We start from the raw sequence: 18579 nt of genomic DNA, 5'->3' as shown, positions 1-18579 counted from the left end.
GATTATCCATTGTATTCAAATCCGGCACCAGGGCCGATGGGAAGACCTGTCATCATCCAGATGAGGAGCATAATCATCCAGATGATGAAGAAGGCAATGGAATAAGGGAGCATAGCGGAAATCAGTGTACCAATGCCCACTTTTTTATCATATTTTTGTGCAAAAGCAATCACAATCGCAAAGTACGGCATCAACGGTGAGATGACGTTGGTCGTAGAATCGGCAATCCGGTAGGCAAGGGTTGTCAATTCCGGTGAATATCCGAGCTGCATCATAAGTGGCACGAAGACCGGCGCCATAATGGCCCATTTAGCGGAAGAGCTTCCGATAAATAAGTTGATGAATCCGGCCACAAAAATGAAGGCGATGATCAGGCCGATGCCTGTAAAGCCAAGGTTATCGAGGAATTCCGCGCCACTGACGGCAATCACTTTACCAAGGTTGGTATGGTTGAAGTAGGCAACGAACTGTCCTGCCGTAAAGGCAAGGACGATGTACATGCCCATGGAAGCCATCGTATCGGACATCTGCCCGGCGACATCCTTATCGTTTTTAATTTCCTTCGTCACTTTTCCATAAATAAATCCTGGGACAAAGAACAGAATCAATATAACAGGAACGAGACTGTGGAAAAATGGAGACGCAAGAAAATCATCCGGATCACGCAGCGGTCCCCACTCCGGTACAACAAGCAGAGCCATGAGAGCGATGGTCACGATGAAACCGATCAGTGCACCTGTCATTCCTTTTTTCTCAATGGCTGTTAAGTAGTTGACTTCTTCCTTCACGCCGCCCTTATAGGTGCCAAGACGCGGCTCAACGATTTTATCTGTCACAATGGTACCGACAATCGTTAATACAAACACAGAGGCAATCATGAAGTAATAGTTCATCGTATACAAAATCGTATCCGCATACTCCGGATCGATGGTAGCAGCTGCCTGGATCGTTAAATCACCAAGCAGTGGATCCAGAGCGGTCAGCAGCAGGTTGGCACTGAATCCGGCGGATACACCGGCAAAAGCAGCTGCAAGTCCAGCAAGCGGATGTCGGCCGAGGCCGGCAAACAGTACGGCACCGAGGGGCGTCAAGACGACATACCCGGCGTCTGCGGCCATACTGGACATAATTCCTCCGAAAACGAGGGAAGCAGTCATTAATGAGCGTGGCACGGAAGTAACGAGACCCCGGAGCATCGCACTGATCAATCCGGATCTCTCAGCAATCCCGATACCCAGCATCGTGACCAACACGGTTCCAAGTGGTGCGAATCCTACAAAGTTTTCAACCATACTTTCAAACATATATTTAATACCTTCACTGGAAAGCAGATTCACCACCTGCAGGGTTTCACCTGAAGCGGGATCTTCCACTTCAACACCTGCTGTGGAAGCAATCCATGAAGCAATGATGACCAGCAGTGCAAAAACAGCAAACAATGTAACAGGGTGGGGAAGTTTGTTCCCGATACGTTCCACGCCGTCAAGCAGGCGCATTGTCAGCCCTTTTTTCTCCTGTTTTTCCATGATTCTCCTCCTTACAGCTTTTCAAAAAGTTCTTTCTTTTACATAGACGCGTTAAAGTATAAAGAATTGTAAGACTTTTTTGAAGGGTGTTTGAAAAAGTGCTACTAGAAAGAGTATTACGAATTATAGGATATTTAAACATCCGTATGCGGGAAATCCGAAAAGAAACATGGTACAATATAAGAAATGAATGTTCATTCAGTTTGGAGGAAGGGTATGAAAACATTGAAAGATACAATTACTCAAATCACAATGCCTACGCCCTATGCGGTGGGAGATGTCCATACGTACCTGTTGAAAGGGGACCGCCTTACCCTTGTGGATGCCGGTGTCCGTACAGAAGATGCTTGGAACGCGCTTGTCGATCAGTTGAAAATGACAGGGTACAGGCCTGAGGATATTGAGCAGGTGATCCTTACTCATCATCATCCGGACCATATGGGTTGGGTGGATCGTTTTTCACGTGTCCAGACGATCGCAGGTCATCCTAAATTGAAGCCGTGGCTGGAGAGGGATGACAGCTTCTTTGAACGGTACGAATCATTTTTTAAGTGGATGTATAAGGAATCGGGTGTCCCGGAGCGCTTTGATTCTCTATTGAAAGGGCTGAAAAAACCGCTGAAATGGACGGCAGAAGGGAAAATGACGCACCTCCTGGAAGAAGGCTGTATTCTCCCCGGCCATGACGAATGGGAGGTGCTTGAAACCCCTGGGCATGCACAGAACCACCTGTCCTTTTTCCGGGAAGACGACGGTGCCTTGATCGGGGGAGATCATCTTCTTGCCCATATTTCCTCCAACCCTTTACTGGAGCCTGCCTACAGTCCGGGAGAAGGACGGCCGAAGCCTCTTCTTCAGTACCGGGCTTCCATGAAGAAACTGCTTCCTTTGAACATGAACACGGTTTATCCGGGCCATGGGAAGGTGTTCGGTGATGTGAATGCTCTTATACAAACCCGTCTGACAAAGCAGGAGCAGCGGGCGGAAAAAGTTTTCCGCATGTTTAAGGACGGACCGCAGCGTGCCTATGACGTATGTGAGCGTCTGTTTCCCAAGCATGTAGAATCCCAGCTTGGGCTGACGATGTCGGAGACCGTAGGACAGCTGGATTATTTGGAGTCGATAAATCGGCTGAAAACCTCTATCATAGAAGGGGAGAAATTTTACGAAATGAACGGGTGATCATATGAATGAACGTTTAAAGGGAAAAAAGATCCTGATTACCGGGGCCTCCAGCGGAATCGGACAGTTTCTTGCCATCCATGCAGCATCAGAAGGTGCTGTTCCGATTTTGACGGCCAGGTCAGAGGATAAACTGGAACTGATGAGTGAAACCATCGAAAGCACTTTCGGCACATCCTGTCCGTGGTATAAAGCCGATCTGTCCAATGATGCAGAATGGAAAGACACCATTGACAAAATCTGCTATGAACAGGGGTCTGTCGATGCATTGATTAACAATGCAGGGGTGGCGGTGTTCGATTATGTAGCCGATTCAAACTGGCAGGATATTGACCGGATGGTGTCAGTCAATGTGACGTCATTGTTCCGCGCAACTCATCAACTGCTGCCCCACCTGCTTCAGAACGGGGAAGGGCATATTGTGAATATCGCCTCCCAGGCTGGGAAGATGGCGACGCCGAAATCCGCTGTTTACGCCGCTACGAAACATGCCGTGCTTGGGTTTACCAACGCATTAAGGATGGAAGTAGAGCCGCTCGGCCTTCATGTAACGAGCGTCAACCTCGGTCCTGTCCGGACAAACTTTTTTAAGCAGGCGGACCCGAGTGGGAATTATGAAAAAGCCGTGGATAAGATGATGCTGGATCCGAATAAGGTGGCAAGAGTCGTCATCAGCCGCTTATTCACGAAACAGCGGGAGATCAACCTGCCTTCCTGGATGAATTCAGGAAGTAAAGTATACGCGGTAGCTCCCTCAGCGGTCGAAAAAATCATGCATAAACAGTTTAAGAAAAAATAAGGATATCCAACCTCCGGGCCTGCTGGCCGGGGGTTTTTTTATATTTCAAGACAGGATTACAGGAATTGGAACTTGCAAACACGAACATATATTCGCATAATAGTAGTAAAAACGAAAGGAGAAGGGACATGAGCAATCCGAATATTGATTACACCCGCTATCCGGATCGTGGCATCCTCTGTGTGGATATGAAAAGTTTTTACGCCAGCTGTGCAGCGATTGACCGCGGGCTTGATCCTTTAACTTGTTCCCTGGCGGTCGTTGCGGATATGAACCGGAGAGGGAGCGTTGTTTTGGCTGCGACACCGGCCATGAAACAGAAATACGGCATCCGTACGGGGAGCCGTCTGTTTGAAATACCATCGTCACCGGATATTGTGATTGTGTCCGCTCAAATGAGGAAATATTTGGAGGTGTCTACGCAAGTCACGCACCTCTTTCATAAATTCGTTCCTAAAGAGAACATCCATACGTACAGTGTCGATGAAAGCTTTTTGGAAGTTGGAGGGAACAAAGGGAAATTCGGCCGTCCGGATGAGACGGCACAGATGATTATTGATGAATTGAAGGAAACCTTCCATTTGGATGCCGCCATCGGAATCGGACCGAATATGCTGTTATCCAAACTGTGTCTTGATCTGGAAGCGAAAAAGAAGGGCATAGCGCGGTGGACGTTTGAGAACTTTCAGGAGAAATTGTGGCCCGTCGCCCCTTTGTCTGAGATGTGGGGGATCGGCCCGCGGATGGAGCATAGGTTGAACCGGATGGGCATCTGGTCAGTCGGCCAGCTGGCAAAATTTCCGCTGGAACGACTGGAGAAGGCGTTTGGTGTGATGGGGAATCAACTTTATTACCATGCGAATGGGGTGGACTTATCCGATCCGGGAGCTCCGATTATCCATGGCCAGGTGAGTTATGGAAAAAGTCAGATTCTCCTCAGGGATTATCCGGATCCTGAGGAAGTGAAGTACGTTATCCTGGAGATGTGTGAGGAGGTGGCCCGTCGTGCGCGCCGCAAGGGCCATGCGGGCCGGACGATTTCGCTCGGTATCGGCTACAGTAAAAGGGAAGATGGCAGCGGCTTTCACCGGTCTGTATCCATCAATCAGCCGACAAGCATTACGATGGATATTTATCATGCCTGCCTCACTTTGTTTCACCGCTTTTACAACGGGGGAGTCGTCCGCCGCCTATCCATTTCGCTTGGCAGTATTACGGAGGATGCCAGTGTTCAGCTGGACTTGTTTGATCAAGGAAAGGATAAAAAACGTGACCTCGGATATGTCATGGATGAGATTCGTGAACGGTTCGGCCAGGATATGCTGCTCCGGGCGGTTTCCTGGACGGACGCCGGCACAGCTCGACACCGCAGCCGTCTAGTTGGCGGACATTATGCCGAATAAAATCAAAACGATTGTTCTTTGTTAAAGGATTTTTTACAATAGAAGGACAGGAGGGATGAAAGATGAAACTACGCATCACAGATGAAGCTAAACAACAGCTCGAGCAGATACAGGAAGCCGGCCGGCCGCTTCTCCGCCTTTTTTATGATACTGAAGGGTGCGGCTGTGGAGTGAACGGACTCCCGACCCTTCGTCTGGAGCATGAAGAGCGGACGACGGATGAGAAAGTGGAAAATGAGGATTATCCGGTCATTATTGACAACCAGCAGGCCATTTTCTTCAAAAAGGAGATGAAGCTTGATTTTGTCCGCGGCACTTTCCGCCTTTCCAGCCCTGATGGTATCTTGAATCCGATCATCCCGATCAAAGACGTGAAAGAAGGAGCGACGATATGAGTAAAAAGAAACTGGAAGAAGGCTCGCTGGGCTCCCAGCTGAACGCCGATGTTTTATCCAAACTCAAGTCGAAGCAGAATGAATGGAAACAGCAGGCAGCAGAACGGGAAGAACAGGAAAAGCAGCGCCGGATGGAAGAAAGAAAGCGCAGAGAAGCCAATAAGAGTTTTGAAGAGCTTCTTAATGAGAGTGAACTCGATTGGAAAACTTTCAAAAAATAAGCACTCCACTAAGGGGTGCTTATTTTTTCAGTCTGTAGAAAAAGTTCGTCTTATCCAGTTAGAGTCGTCCGTATGTCATGTTGAGAGGGCACGTCCTCAGCTAACTGGGTCAAGAAAACCATTGGGCCAAGTGAATCTTCGGCTCGTGCTGTTCCCGCAGGCGTCACCACCGAACGCTCCTCGGTGCCTGTGGAGCTTTACGCTATGATGATAGAGAAAGGTTGGCATAGCTCCTTCGCCGTTTCAAAAAAACAGTACAAGATGCGTCACTGCCGCTTGCGCGGGGAAAATCCTATCCATGATCAAGTATTGGTGATCGCTCCTTTGGAGTCACTAGAAAACGCATGTTTTTCCAAACGGATCAGGGACCCGGTGATTCCTGCAGTAAAGGAGGAATCACTTCTACGGCAGAGACTAATCTATTTGTTGATGTTTTCATTGTAACATGAATGACTATTCATTCATGTTACAATAAGGACAGAATCCATAGAAGGAGTGGTTCGTATGTTTCAGGTCTATGAGAAAGAGAAAGTCACGTGTGTAGAGATGGTCGTCCCTCATATGGGTCCTGTGTTTGCGTATTATGTGGATGGTATGATCGTGGATACAGGCACCCGCTATTTTGAACATGAACTCCTTTCATTTTATGAAAGCATTTCGATAGAATTGACAGCTCTGACACACAGCCATGAAGATCATACAGGAACAGCATCCTGGCTGGAGGAGCACGGGGGTACGCCGATTTACGTTCATCCATCCGGGATCGATACGTGTATGACGTTTTCTCCTTATCCGGAATATCGGAGGAAGACGTGGGGCCTGCGTGATGCTTTTCACCCGGTTCCGTACCCTAAGCATCTTTCCTCCCGGCGCATGGACTGGGAAGTGATTGAAACCCCCGGACATGCTGAGGATCATGTGTCGCTGTTCAATAAAGACCGTGGTCTTTTATTTTCAGGAGACTTGTTCGTACGGCCGAAAACCAAGGTGATCATGCGTGATGAATCCATCCCCCGGATTATGAATTCCATTCAAAAACTGCTGACGTACGACTTTGGACCGATGTTTTGTGGGCATGCCGGATACATAGCGGACGGCCGCAGCCGGATGGAAGAGAAGCTGGCCCATCTCCAATACCTCTATGGAGAAGTTAAGCATCTTCATGAATCAGGGCGGTCCAATCGAGCCATCCAGGAGAAGCTGTTCCCGAAGGTCTACCCGATCATTTCTTATTCTGATGGAGAATGGGATTCCTTTCACATCATTACGTCCATTGTCGATGACGTGAAAGCCCGTGTGTAAAGGATGGAAAACGGTGCTTCGGTCCAATGGGTCTGGAAAATACTCCTTTTTGCAGGAGATGTGCAGGAGATGTGCAGGTCGCGTTCCGCTTATTGGTGGATGCTTGCCGCGGGCACGGCCTCCGCTGACTTGGACAGGAAGAACACATGCCCTAGTCGATCTCCGGCTCGTGCTGTTCCCGCAGGCGTCACCACAGAACGCTCCTCGTGTCGGCGTTAGCATATAGTGGAGAGAGATTATGCCCTGAGCAGGTTCGCAGATTCAAAAGAACGGCATGTGCTGCGCTGTGGCCGCTTGCGTGGCAAAGAAAAAGGAAAAGAACAGGCGCTGATGAAGGCTGCCTGCCGGAATATGAAAAGGACTGTCCTCCATCCAGCAAGGGTGAGCTGGGTGCAGGAGCGGATTGTTCGATTTTAAAGAATTCCCAAGGAGCGGTGCCCCTTCCACTCCTGCGGAAGAACGAGTGGTCCGAGATCGCCGAGCGTGGGTTTTGCGAGGAAGCTCGGGCGCTCGTCCGCGGAAAGGGAAAGGGCTTACGCTCCCGGCGGTAAGAAAGAAAAAAGCTGGTAAAGAAAAAGGGGTTTCTCTACCAGCTGAAGAGGAAGCCTGATATCAGGCTTCCTCTTTTTTATAGTCTGCGGATTGAATGAGCATGTGTGCCGTTTCTTTTGCTCCTGTGGTCCCTCGTTCATAAATATCAAGGGAATAGGTCACCATTAACCCTTCGTGAAGAATAAATAATTGTTCTGCTATAGGACCAGGATTTTCCATCTGCAGTTGTTCCAAAAGGGAGGCGAACAATTCCTTCAACCACTTTTTCTCTTCCATAATAACCTTCCGGCCTGGATGGGTTTCTTCAGAAAGCTCAGCCAGGGCATTTACGAAGGCGCACCCTCTTTTGTTCCGTGTGCTCATCCAGTTTTCAAGGGCATCGAAAATACGCAGGATTTTATCCAGCGGCTGATCGTCCGGCACTTCATCCATGCAGGAGAACAGGTGCTCCCTCCATTTTTGATCCCGCTCTTCCAAGTACGCCACAATAAGCTGATCCTTAGAACCGAATCGGTCATACAGGGTCTTTTTGGTTACACCAGCTTCACTTGCGATGGTTTCCACACCTACAGCATGGATGCCTTTGGAATAAAACAGCTCTGAAGCGGTATCCAGAATCCGCCGGGCCGCCGGTGTCATTTTTGTCGTTTCACCCATGCAAGCCACCTCCATCTATTGTTTGTATGGATCGGTCTCACAAGGACCGGCTTCTGCTTTTTGAATGACCCATACGCCTAGAAAACATATTATCATTCCTGAGATGGTTAAGAAACCAATTGTATCTCCAAACATAACATAAGCCCAGATCATTGTGACAGGTGGTGTTAAATAAAGGAGACTGCTGACTCTTGTAACACTGCCGATTTTTAAGTTCAACCAGTAAAAACCGTATCCTCCAATGGTGGACAAACCGGCGACCCAGGCGATTGCGAACCAGAAATCAAAGGTAGCCGGGGGCGCCGCATTGTCCATCCCAATGGCTGTAAAGAAAACAGCAGTTACGGCTGTTTGAATCGGCAGCGCATCCATTAAAGATAAGGGACGTTTGATTGTCTTTTCAAATAGTGTGGCGATGACAAGGGAAATCATGGCTGCAAATGACAGTCCATAAGCCCAGATCGGTACGTCTGAAGCTTTTCTAAGATCACCGTAAACGACGAACAATACGCCTGTGATGCCGGTGAATAATCCGATCCACTGTTTACGGGATGTCCCTTCCTTTAGAACAGGCCCCGCGAGCAGAGCTGCTGCTATAGGCTGCAGCGTCGTTATTAAATTAGAAGTCCCCGCTGAAACCCCCTGTTCAACGGAAAGGAATACACAGTATAAGTATCCTCCCTGAGCCAGCAGACCGATCAACACCTGAGTCATCACACTTTTAGGACTCAAACGGGTGCGCCGCTTCCATAACCACCAGATCCCTAAAATAGCAGCAGCCGTTATAAAACGCCACATCAACACCGTCATAGAAGCTGCCTCATCGGTCCCGAGTCTCGCTCCGATAAATCCTGAGCTCCACATAATTACAAATCCTGTTGCGGCCAGTACGTTCAATTTTTTATTCATGAAGCATCACCCTCCTTAAAGTAAACCGATCGGTATATTCTTCTTATATATAACCATACCGGTCGGTTTACCGTCAAGAGAAAGTGGAAAGGGAAAAATGTTCCAAAGAACGAAACTTATGCAGAGGGAGATACGTAGAACAGGGAGGAAGTGAAAGGGGAGGAGAAAACATGGTCGCAGCCTACACGTACAGCAGCACCTTAAGAAAGACAAAAGCGGCTCGGACCGCTTTTGTCCTCATTGTCTGCAGCGTTGTGTCAGTGGTAACCGCCCTCCTCACGGGAGACCGTTCTCTTCTTTATACGCTCCCTGCAGGCGTCCTCATCAGTGGGGGAGCGGTCTGGTATGTGCTGACTATGAAAACACGTATCTATACAGTCGTGCGTAAGGATGGATTAACGATCCATAGAGGACTGGGAGGCGGCTATCTCGACCTTCCATTTGATGACATCATTAGAATAACAAAAGTAAAGGACGTCTTGATCATAAAAAGGAAATCGGACCATTCAAAAGAACTTTATATGGGTTACTTATCGGCGGAAGACCAAGGGTCTCTGCTCTCGGAAATTGAAAAGCACTGGGGACAGGCCCACCCAATAGAAAAGGGGGAAAACGAATGACGAATATTCAAAAGCACAACGAAAAGGCCTGGGATCGAAAAGTCGAGGATCAGGTCCGCTATACGAGAGCGGTCGATGCAGAAGTCATTCAGAAGGCTTCTGCTGGTGATTGGGCAGTCGGGGTAACTGCAGGAAGGAAAGTCCCAGGACATTGGTTTCCGAAGTCTGTCAGTGCATTGAAAGTGCTGTGTCTGGCTTCTGGTGGCGGACAGCAGGGACCAGTACTCGCAGCCGCAGGAGCTGACGTCACAGTTTTCGATTTATCGGCGGCCCAATTGGAACAGGATAGAAAGGTAAGTGAAAGGGAAGGGCTTTCCCTTAGAACCGTTCAAGGGGACATGACTGACTTGTCCGTTTTTGAAGATGAAACCTTTGATATCATTGTTCACCCGGTCTCCAACGTATTTGTGGAAAATGTCCGGCCGGTATGGAAAGAAGCTTCCCGGGTATTGAAAAGAAAAGGTACGTTGATTGCTGGATTTATGAACCCGGTTCTTTACCTGTTTGATGACCAGAAAGAAGAGGAAGGAAAGCTTGAAGTGGCTCATGCGATTCCATATTCGGGACTGGAAGATGCTTTTGAAGAGAACGAGGCTGTAGAGTTCGGACACACGCTTGAAGATCAGATTCAAGGACAGATCGAAGCCGGCCTGATGATTACCGGTTTTTACGAAGATGATTTTGGAAACGGGCGGACAATCGACAAGTACATAAAGACAATGGTTGCGACAAGGGCGGTGAAAGGCTGAAAGGTGTGGGGGGTGTGTTCACATAAAAACCGTCCTGCTCCATTTATGGAAGCTGGACGGTTTTTTGTGCAGCGCTCTATGAAAAAAACGTTTGTTTCGCTTGAATAGCTGCCTGGATTTCCTCAAGAGACCGGCAGCAGGGACCTTCGATGTCTCCTGAAAATTTTTCCGGCTTTTTTTTCAGCAGACGAAGCACATGACAATCGGTAAACCAGTCTCCTTTTTCCGCACTAGGATGGACCCAGTCATCCCAGGCCATTGACAATGCCGGACTGAAAAGTTTGTTTCTCCCAATTCCTCTGCAGGGGCTTGGAGAAGGTACAGGTGTTGAACCATCCCCTTCCATAAAGAATAATTCGGGCCAGTAATCAGCTCTTGAGCCGGTATGAGGACGGGATTCCGCCCACAGAATAATGGATTCAAGCCGGGATTCTATGGAATAGAGCAGGTCATAGAGAGAACGCCCCAGGGAGACGCGTTTATTTACGGAAGTGAAATGGTGGACTGTTCCACCTGTCAGTTTTATTCGTTTTTGCACAGGCGTCAGGTAAGGGAAAAGGATATGGTTCATGGACAGCAGTTCCTGAAGTTTGAACATGACTTTATCCATTACTGTCTGCATGTAAAGGGAGTTGTTAAGAACGCGGTTTTCAATATAATGCTGTTCATTAACAATCAGCGCTTTGGTGATTTCTTCACTGCGGCCGCTTTCCCAAAAACGCTCCCAAAAGGGGCGCATGAAGGCAGACACATTCAGAAAGGGTAACAGATGCCAAAGAGGTGCCCCTTGTTTCCTGCTGTATTCATAGAGAAGCAGTTGAGGATAGGCATCTTGAAAGATGAGCCAGTTTCCGCGTTCCAAAAATACATAGAAATCAACCGTTTCTTTTGCTGTCAGCAGTTTAGGAAGATAAGACCCCTTCAAATCGGTCATGTTCCATCCGGCATTTCTTGAAACTAAATGGGCAAGCAGAGCCCAGTGGATTTCGGGGTGGATGAGAAAGAAATCCATATAGGCTTTCGTACGGGTAACATTGTTCCGGTTGGCTTTTTTGGTCTTATTTTTAATGTCCTCCAGCATTCTTTCCTCTTCTTTATGGATCGGCGGTGTGTCACCTGGTTTTAAGGCGTTTTTTAACTGCTTTTTTAATACCCCTGCATCAGACCGGAATTTCACCGTACCCCCCCTCCCATATGCAGATCTATTTTCGGGTTTTCATGATTTTTCTAGTGTATGCAGGAAATAAAACCGTATGTAAAACAAGGAAGGAATATCGTTGTATCTCAACGAATTCTTCTAAAATAAGGGAATGAAAGAGGGAGAAGTCCGGCAGATAGCCGATGATATCAAAAAGGAGGAAACCCTATTGCTGCAGCGTATCATGTGGGATCATCTTGACGCCGCCGGTTCGGAATATGTAACCATTAACAAACGGCCTGACGGTATGGAAGTGAATGGGACCGTTCTGCTGATCAATGACAGACGCCCCCACCGCGTATCTTATCTCCTTAGACTCGGTCATGATTGGAAAACAAAAAAGCTTAAAATTTTTACAAATGAAGAAGAAGACCCTTTTGTCATTGAGACCGTTAAAGAGGACAAATGGTGGGTGGAGGGCAGTTACATGGAGGCTTTGGACGGGGCGTCCAATATTGACTTGTCCATCACACCTTTAACCAACTCGCTTCCAATCAACCGGGTTTCATGGGTGATAGGGGAGAAAAGAACATTCAAAATGGTCTCCGTGCAGCCGTTAAGCCGGGAAGTGATGCCAATCCTGCAGACATATACGTATTTAGGGGACTCTGATGGCTGCCGGATTTTCCAGTACAGGTGCCGAAATTATGAAACAGCACTGGTCGTTGACCAAAATGGCTGGGTTGTCGAATATCCGGGCTTTTTTTACCGGCAGGGGGTGTCGGATTATACAGAAGTTTTCAATGGGGCACCGGTATTTCTGGCTTCGGAAGGAAATTCAGGAGGGAGGCTTCCGACCTGACGAAACCCTCTCCGGCAAAAACAGCGGAAGGAGAAGTTGCTGGATAACAGAAATTTCTTTACACTTATTGTAAGCGCTTTAATTAGGAGGGTGTTGGCATGCATGTACCTTTAGTTTTAACCGATTTCCTTGATCGGGCAGTAGAACTATATGCAGAAAAAACAGCAGTCATAGACGACACGTTTTCATTGACCTACAGTCAGTTGAATGAGAGGGTCAACCGGCTTTCACGCGGCCTGGATGCACTTGGTGTAGGAAAAGGGGACAAAGTGGCTTACCTGGCTCCCAATTCAACAGAAATGCTGGAAGGGTTTTATGGAGTCTTTCAGCTTGGAGCTGTCATGACGCCCTTGAATACCCGGTTGCAGCCGGCGGATTATCAGTTCATTTTGAGACATAGTGAAAGTAAAGTTCTGCTTGTTGATGCTTCGCTGTATCCTCTGGTGGAGAACATTGTCGATGACCTCCCATGCCTGCAGCACGTCATTGTCCATGGAGACACATCTGGACAGGGGTATGAAAACTGGCTTCACTCCTTTTCCTGCGACTCATATCCAAGAGCTGAGGTGGAGGAAACAGATCCGGCTTCCTTGTTATATACGAGCGGGACGACAGGGAATCCCAAAGGTGTTGTGCTGAGTCACCGGTCGAACTATCTGCATGCCTTATCTTCGATGCATCATTTACGTGTTTCGGATCAGGATACGCTGCTGCATGTACTCCCGATGTTCCATGTGAACGGATGGGGGTCTCCATTTTACTACACAGCAAATGGAGCGACACAGGTGATGCTGCGAAAAAACGATCCATCCGCCATCATTGATAAGGTGGAGAAGTATAAGGTGAGCGTGTTACATATGGCTCCCACGGTGTTGAACATGGTGATTGAGGCTTATGAAGCGGCCGATCCGCAAATTAAACAGGATGTGCGCGTCGTGATTGCGGGATCGGCTCCACCTCCGGCTTTTGTAAGGAAAGTGGAAGAGGACCTGGGCTGGAAATTCATTCAAGTGTACGGCATGACTGAAATCTCGCCGCTCATTACGACATCTGAGCTCAAGTCCATGGATTTGGAGAAAGAGTCGGAAGAACGTTATCGTTTGAAGGCGAAAGCAGGTTATAGTATGATAGGCAGCCGGGTAATGGTCGTTGATGAGCAGGGCAGCCAGGTTGAGCATGATGGAAAAACCATAGGGGAAATCGTTACACGGTCAAATAATGTTATGGACGGTTATTACAAAAATGAAGAAGCAACAACAGCTGCCATCCGTAATGGCTGGCTGTATACCGGAGACATGGCAGTCGTGGACGAGAACGGCTATATTGAAATCGTCGATCGGAAGAAAGACGTCATCATCAGCGGTGGCGAAAACATCTCTTCCATCGAAGTGGAAGGAACGCTGTACGATCATCCATCCATATTGGAAGCGGCTGTCGTGGCAGTTCCTCATGAAAAATGGGGGGAGGTTCCGCACGCAAGCATTGTACTCAGAGAAGGAGAAAGTTTGACGGAAGAAGAAGTGGTCCGCTTCTGTAGGGAAAAACTCGCTCATTTTAAAGTACCGAAGAGCATTTCCTTTATTGAAGAATTACCAAAGACCGCATCCGGAAAAATACAAAAAGTGGTGATCAGGAAAGAATTCTGGAAAGGTCACAGTCGGATGGTTCATTAAAAAGAACCTCCCCTTATCGACGGGGAGGTTCTCTTTGTTGACATTTATACCAACGGGGGTATAAAATACAACTAGAAAATGAAATGAAAAAGGAGGGATGGGCTATGACGGCGGTAATGAGTGCTTTGATCATGTTTGCCTTATACCACATCCTCTATCGGATCTGGCCGGCCCGGTCAGTCCATAAAGTCTCTATAACACCCAGCCGCTCTTTTACAGGCAGAGCCGTTGTTGATACCCGGGATTATCAGATTTCCTATAAGGATCCGTATCCACAGGCGTACTGCCTGCCTCTGGCCTATTTGAAACGGCACGCAGGAGAGCTGCCGGATCAGCCGCTGCTGCTGATCTCCACCAACGAGGTTGAGAAAAATATGGCAGCAAGAGTTCTTAGAAAAAAAGGATTTACGGTTGAAGGATACGCGATTGCAGGCGAATGCGAGGAGTGTCCGAAAGTTCCTTGTATGGCCGGCTCTTGACCGTGTGCTTCTTGTTTAGATGAAGGATTGAAGGATCTGAGACCTTTATGGAATTGAAAAAAGACGCTTTCTTCTTCAGCCGCTCCGGCTGGGAAAGAAGCGTCTTTTTTATATACAACAAGCGTCAGACATTCGATGCCTGTTCAGAAGCCTCCGTCTATTCCTCCTCACACAGCACCCGCTGCAGCTGCGTCTTCGGAACATGCTGCAGTCCCCAGTCACAAATTAAGTCTAGAACAGGAATCAAGGAACGCCCCCGTTCCGTCAATGAATATTCAACCTTTGGTGGAACTTCTGGATAAACCTTCCTGGAAAGAAGTCCGTCTTGTTCCTGTTCTCTTAACTGTCTTGTCAATGTTTTGTGGGATACATCTTGTATATACTGCTTCAAATCACCGAAACGTCTACAACCGGACTCATGAATTTCATAGAGGATCAGAACTTTCCATTTTCCTTGAATGATCTGCAGCGTCGCATCGAACTCATTTAAATAAAGCGCCTTTTCCATACGGTTTCCTTTCCATACGTTACCTTCATGTCACCATCTGACATGAAAGTGCGTACTTTTTTCTGCATGGTTCCTACTGTACACTACCCATGAGTGAAAGAAAAGAAAGGGGAATGAAGATGAAATCGGGATTTATCGCCATTACAGGTGCTTCCAGCGGGATAGGGAAAGCGACGGCTTCATTATTGATAGAGAAAGGCTTCAATGTTCTGCTTATCGCCAGAAGACAGCATCTTTTGGATGGGTTTTCTGGAGACCACGTCATGAAAGCAGATGTGGACGTTACGGATGACAAGGCTTTAAAGGCTGCAATAGAGAAAGCGGAGCAGACGTTCGGGCCTGTTGACCTGATGGTGAACAACGCTGGACGCATGCTTTTAGGTGATATTACTAATCAAAACAAAGCTGAATGGAAGGAAATGTATGATGTGAATGTACTCGGAGTTCTAAACGGGATGCTGGCTGTTCTTCCGTCTATGAAAAAGCATCAGCAGGGTACCATCATTAATATTGGGTCGATTGCCGGCAGAAAAACCTTCCCGGATCATGCCGCTTACGTGGGAACGAAATTTGCCGTTCACGCCATGACGGAAAATGTCAGGGAGGAAGTAGCTGGTGACAATATCCGCTTAACGACTATTGCTCCGGGCGTTGTGGAAACAGAACTGATCAGTCATACGTCTGATGATGGCATCAAACAAGGGTACAGGGATTGGAAAGCATCCATTGAAGGAGGACTTCGGCCGGAAGTTGTAGCCGAGGCCATCTATTATGTATATCAGCAGCCATCGTCTGTAACGATTCGCGAAATCGACCTGGCACCGACGAAACAGCAGGATTAACAGGAAATGAACCGCAGATTGAAACGCCTTCCTCCTCTTTTTCGTATGGAATAGAAGAAGATGATCAGGAGGGCTGTCTAATGATTCAAGTCATTGTCACACTAACCGCAGGTGTCGGTTTGTACATGTTATTCAACTGGCTTATGGGGTACCGGAAGGGGCATATCCAATTGGATTTGGATGGCCGGTATGTAGATTTCGGCGAATATACGAAGGCTGTTCTGGCTGAATTGAAGAACCAGGGTTACAAAGCATCTTATGAAGGGGACGGGGTGTTTACGATCAATGGAAACCGTTATGTCTTCATTGAACGAAATGTTTCCATGGGAGGTGTCCCCCTTCAGCGGACCATCTTAAAACCCGATCAATAAGCAGAAAAGCTCTCTCCAACAAAGAGAGCTTTTTTCTATGGAATAAGATGACCGCCGCTCTGCACACTAATAAAAAAAGAAATGGGGTCAGAGATGAAACTGACATCTGGCATTGCTGCTATTTTTCTGTTTTTTGGAAGTTTTCCTCTACTCTCGACGGACGCTCATCCGCGGCACTTTTATGAAGAGAAAGGGACCGCGATCTGGGAAGTACCGACAGAGTCCAAATGGGTTGCCGTCACATTCGATGATGGACCGAGTGATATGTACACACCCGAAATTATGGAAGTACTAAAAAAATACGGGGCAAAGGGTACATTTTTTGTAGTCGGGTCACGAGCTCAGAAGCATCCGGACTTGATCAGGGAGATGGCGCAGGAAGGACATGAAATAGCCAACCATACGTACCATCATCCGAGTTTCACCGGAATATCAAAACAAGATATTGTGAAGGAAATTGACTTTACGGCAGATGTAATCAAGGAGATTACGGGGACGCCTCCTCAATTGTTCCGCCCACCCGGCGGTGTTTACAATGACATTATTGTAAATACCGCCAGCGAGGAAGGGTATATGGTAGTCATGTGGTCCTGGCATCAGGATACAAAAGACTGGCAGAGCCCCGGGGTAAATCGGATTGTGGATACAGTTCTAGACCATTCAAAGAATGGGGATATCATTCTCTTTCATGATTTCGGAGGCAACAGATCTCAGACGGTCCAGGCATTGAACCGTATTCTCCCTGCATTAAAAGAAGATGGCTTCCAGTTTGTAACGGTATCCGAATTGATTGAAAAACATCCAAAGTATAAAATCGTTGATGACTTTTCCGGTTAGTATAGCAGGATAAAGGGTGCCTGGCTGTAGAGAACGTGATCTCCACAGCCTTTTTTCATGTTTAAAATACCAGTGGGTAAAGGTTTTTTCTTAAAGAGTTGGACGGATGTATAAATGGAAAGGGCGAATCATTCTGTGTAAAGGTACAGCGTGTAGAGCCCGCTTATAAATTTTGAAAAATATGAAGAATCCTTACATAAACAATTGTGTTAACATTTTGACTTTGGTACAGTAGTATATATCATATTATGTTAAGAAATCTAACATGGAGGGGTAAGTCATGGAAGCCACGTTTTTAATGAACAATCTCTGGATTGTTGTCTGTACGATTCTTGTTTTGTTGATGCAGGGAGGGTTTATCCTTTTGGAGGCGGGATCGACACGTATGAAAAATGCCGGCCATATTGCAGGGAAAACCGTCTTTACAGTGGGAATTGTTTCTTTGGTTTTCTGGGCTGTCGGGTATGGGTTGATCTATGGTGAGGGGAATGCTTTTGTAGGCTTATCCCAGTTCTTTTACGGGGATGCAGAAACCATGGGAGAGGGACTGGCTGGTTCCGTTGATTTTATGTTCCAATTAGCTTTCGCAGCTATTGCCATGACCATTGCTTTCGGTGGCTTTGCTGAGCGGGCGAAACTGATGGGGTACGTTATTTTTGCGGTCTTATTTTCAATACTTATCTACCCGGTTATCGCACACTGGATCTGGGGCGGCGGCTGGCTCGCGGAGCACGGGAAACAGGACTTTGCCGGTTCCACTGTTGTTCACCTGACCGGAGCCATGGCGGCTCTGGCAGCAACCATGATCTTGAAACCGCGGATCGGTAAATACAATAAAGACGGTACATCGAATGAGATTGCCGGTCATAACCAGGTGTTCACAGCTCTCGGTGTGCTCATTCTCTGGGTTGGCTGGTTTGGTTTTAATGCGGGAAGTACTTTTGGTGTGGGGGATGCCTTTTTCGGTTATGTCGCCTTGAATACTCAGCTGGCAGCCGGTGCGGGGGCTGTTGGGGCAATGCTTATGGTATGGGCCGTGACTGGGAAGGCGGATGTACCGACAACACTGAACGGAGCTTTGGCTGGTCTGGTTGCCATTACCGCCTCCTGTGCCTTCGTTGCTCCATGGGCGGCTGTCTTGATCGGCTTGATTGGAGGAGCGTTCGTCTTCTTCAGTATGAGGTTCTTCGATAAACGGAGAATCGACGACCCGATATTCGCCCTTTCTGTTCACGGTACAGTAGGGATCTGGGGGACATTGTCCAACGGTTTATTTGCAACGCCGGAACTTGCCGCTGTAGGTCGTCCCGGACTTTTCTACGGCGGGGGATTTGAACAGCTGGGTGTACAGATTCTGGGAGTCGTCAGTTCTGGTCTCTATGCGTTTGTTGTTTCCTTCATCATTTTGAAGGTTATGGATAAGGCAATGGGCGGCCTCCGTGTTTCCGAGGAAGAAGAGATTATGGGACTTGATATAAGTGAACATGGCGGGTATGGGTATCCTGAGAACCTGACACCACCGAAGTCGAATTCAGGAGCCTAAATAGAGATAAA

20 protein-coding genes are annotated in these 18579 nt (G+C 47.7%); 15 read left to right on the top strand and 5 right to left on the bottom strand.

Annotated elements, in window-relative coordinates:
• Positions 1 to 2: 2 nt before the first annotated feature.
• Positions 3 to 1526 carry an AbgT family transporter gene (locus ACXAJH_RS04765; protein ID WP_474992304.1) on the bottom strand — a complete coding sequence of 508 codons (1524 nt, stop codon included), beginning with the start codon at positions 1524 to 1526 and terminating at the stop codon, positions 3 to 5.
• A gap of 216 nt (positions 1527 to 1742) precedes the next feature.
• Between ACXAJH_RS04765 and ACXAJH_RS04760 the strand changes: the two genes are divergently transcribed.
• The 6 genes from ACXAJH_RS04760 (at position 1743) to ACXAJH_RS04735 (ending at position 6828) form a co-directional block, all read left to right on the top strand.
• Positions 1743 to 2708: an MBL fold metallo-hydrolase gene (locus ACXAJH_RS04760; protein WP_474993213.1), complete on the top strand. Its 966-nt coding sequence runs from the start codon at positions 1743 to 1745 to the stop codon at positions 2706 to 2708.
• A 4-nt stretch (positions 2709 to 2712) separates the two neighbouring features.
• Positions 2713 to 3507 carry an SDR family NAD(P)-dependent oxidoreductase gene (locus ACXAJH_RS04755; RefSeq protein WP_474968915.1) on the top strand — a complete coding sequence of 265 codons (795 nt, stop codon included), beginning with the start codon at positions 2713 to 2715 and terminating at the stop codon, positions 3505 to 3507.
• A 128-nt stretch (positions 3508 to 3635) separates the two neighbouring features.
• Positions 3636 to 4910 (top strand): Y-family DNA polymerase, encoded by a 1275-nt coding sequence (locus ACXAJH_RS04750; RefSeq protein WP_474968914.1) that lies wholly within the window; start codon positions 3636 to 3638, stop codon positions 4908 to 4910.
• Between the two features lie 62 nt (positions 4911 to 4972).
• On the top strand, positions 4973 to 5305 hold the full coding sequence (locus ACXAJH_RS04745; RefSeq protein WP_027955490.1) for an iron-sulfur cluster biosynthesis family protein: 333 nt from the start codon (positions 4973 to 4975) through the stop codon (positions 5303 to 5305).
• Positions 5302 to 5526: a YqkE family protein gene (locus ACXAJH_RS04740; protein WP_474968913.1), complete on the top strand. Its 225-nt coding sequence runs from the start codon at positions 5302 to 5304 to the stop codon at positions 5524 to 5526. Before ACXAJH_RS04745 ends, ACXAJH_RS04740 begins: the two co-directional genes overlap by 4 nt.
• Before the next feature lie 504 nt (positions 5527 to 6030).
• A complete protein-coding gene (locus tag ACXAJH_RS04735; RefSeq protein ID WP_474993212.1) occupies positions 6031 to 6828 on the top strand; it encodes an MBL fold metallo-hydrolase in 798 nt (265 codons plus the stop codon).
• 612 nt (positions 6829 to 7440) lie between these two features.
• Here the strand turns inward: ACXAJH_RS04735 and ACXAJH_RS04730 are convergent.
• Entirely contained in the window at positions 7441 to 8037 is a 597-nt protein-coding gene (locus tag ACXAJH_RS04730) for a TetR/AcrR family transcriptional regulator (protein ID WP_474993210.1), read from the bottom strand.
• A 15-nt stretch (positions 8038 to 8052) separates the two neighbouring features.
• Complete coding sequence (locus ACXAJH_RS04725) at positions 8053 to 8946, bottom strand: DMT family transporter (RefSeq protein ID WP_474993209.1); 894 nt, start codon at positions 8944 to 8946, stop codon at positions 8053 to 8055.
• Between the two features lie 170 nt (positions 8947 to 9116).
• On the opposite strand from ACXAJH_RS04725, the gene ACXAJH_RS04720 reads away from it, so the two are divergent.
• Positions 9117 to 9566, top strand: coding sequence for a hypothetical protein (locus ACXAJH_RS04720; RefSeq protein WP_474993208.1), 450 nt, complete (start codon positions 9117 to 9119; stop codon positions 9564 to 9566).
• Positions 9563 to 10315 carry a class I SAM-dependent methyltransferase gene (locus ACXAJH_RS04715; protein ID WP_474968906.1) on the top strand — a complete coding sequence of 251 codons (753 nt, stop codon included), beginning with the start codon at positions 9563 to 9565 and terminating at the stop codon, positions 10313 to 10315. Before ACXAJH_RS04720 ends, ACXAJH_RS04715 begins: the two co-directional genes overlap by 4 nt.
• Positions 10316 to 10391: 76 nt before the next feature.
• Here ACXAJH_RS04715 and ACXAJH_RS04710 read toward each other — a convergent pair whose 3' ends face one another.
• Positions 10392 to 11492: a DUF2515 family protein gene (locus tag ACXAJH_RS04710; protein ID WP_474993207.1), complete on the bottom strand. Its 1101-nt coding sequence runs from the start codon at positions 11490 to 11492 to the stop codon at positions 10392 to 10394.
• 190 nt (positions 11493 to 11682) lie between these two features.
• Between ACXAJH_RS04710 and ACXAJH_RS04705 the strand changes: the two genes are divergently transcribed.
• The 3 genes from ACXAJH_RS04705 to ACXAJH_RS04695 all read left to right on the top strand — a co-directional run bounded on the left by ACXAJH_RS04705 (position 11683) and on the right by ACXAJH_RS04695 (position 14467).
• Complete coding sequence (locus ACXAJH_RS04705) at positions 11683 to 12315, top strand: putative glycolipid-binding domain-containing protein (protein WP_474993205.1); 633 nt, start codon at positions 11683 to 11685, stop codon at positions 12313 to 12315.
• Positions 12316 to 12413: 98 nt separating this feature from the next.
• Positions 12414 to 13988 (top strand): long-chain-fatty-acid--CoA ligase, encoded by a 1575-nt coding sequence (locus ACXAJH_RS04700; RefSeq protein ID WP_474971281.1) that lies wholly within the window; start codon positions 12414 to 12416, stop codon positions 13986 to 13988.
• A gap of 104 nt (positions 13989 to 14092) precedes the next feature.
• Positions 14093 to 14467: a hypothetical protein gene (locus ACXAJH_RS04695; RefSeq protein WP_474968902.1), complete on the top strand. Its 375-nt coding sequence runs from the start codon at positions 14093 to 14095 to the stop codon at positions 14465 to 14467.
• A 157-nt stretch (positions 14468 to 14624) separates the two neighbouring features.
• Here the strand turns inward: ACXAJH_RS04695 and ACXAJH_RS04690 are convergent, their stop codons facing one another.
• Positions 14625 to 14975: a winged helix-turn-helix transcriptional regulator gene (locus ACXAJH_RS04690; RefSeq protein WP_474993204.1), complete on the bottom strand. Its 351-nt coding sequence runs from the start codon at positions 14973 to 14975 to the stop codon at positions 14625 to 14627.
• Positions 14976 to 15094: 119 nt separating this feature from the next.
• Here ACXAJH_RS04690 and ACXAJH_RS04685 point away from each other — a divergent pair, with 119 nt between their 5' ends.
• From ACXAJH_RS04685 to ACXAJH_RS04670, 4 genes are all read left to right on the top strand, one after another.
• The gene (locus ACXAJH_RS04685; RefSeq protein ID WP_474993202.1) at positions 15095 to 15817 is read left to right on the top strand and encodes an SDR family oxidoreductase; all 723 of its coding nucleotides are present in this window, start codon (positions 15095 to 15097) and stop codon (positions 15815 to 15817) included.
• An 80-nt stretch (positions 15818 to 15897) separates the two neighbouring features.
• Positions 15898 to 16188 carry a hypothetical protein gene (locus ACXAJH_RS04680; RefSeq protein ID WP_474971282.1) on the top strand — a complete coding sequence of 97 codons (291 nt, stop codon included), beginning with the start codon at positions 15898 to 15900 and terminating at the stop codon, positions 16186 to 16188.
• Between the two features lie 93 nt (positions 16189 to 16281).
• Positions 16282 to 17025 carry a polysaccharide deacetylase family protein gene (locus tag ACXAJH_RS04675; protein ID WP_474993200.1) on the top strand — a complete coding sequence of 248 codons (744 nt, stop codon included), beginning with the start codon at positions 16282 to 16284 and terminating at the stop codon, positions 17023 to 17025.
• Positions 17026 to 17305: 280 nt separating this feature from the next.
• Positions 17306 to 18568 (top strand): ammonium transporter, encoded by a 1263-nt coding sequence (locus ACXAJH_RS04670; protein WP_474968899.1) that lies wholly within the window; start codon positions 17306 to 17308, stop codon positions 18566 to 18568.
• Positions 18569 to 18579 lie beyond the last annotated feature (11 nt).

The sequence above is a fragment of the Halobacillus sp. ABD4_316 genome (assembly GCF_056161385.1).
Note: the sequence above shows the minus strand (reverse complement) of the source record. Positions and strands in the feature narration are given on the sequence as shown.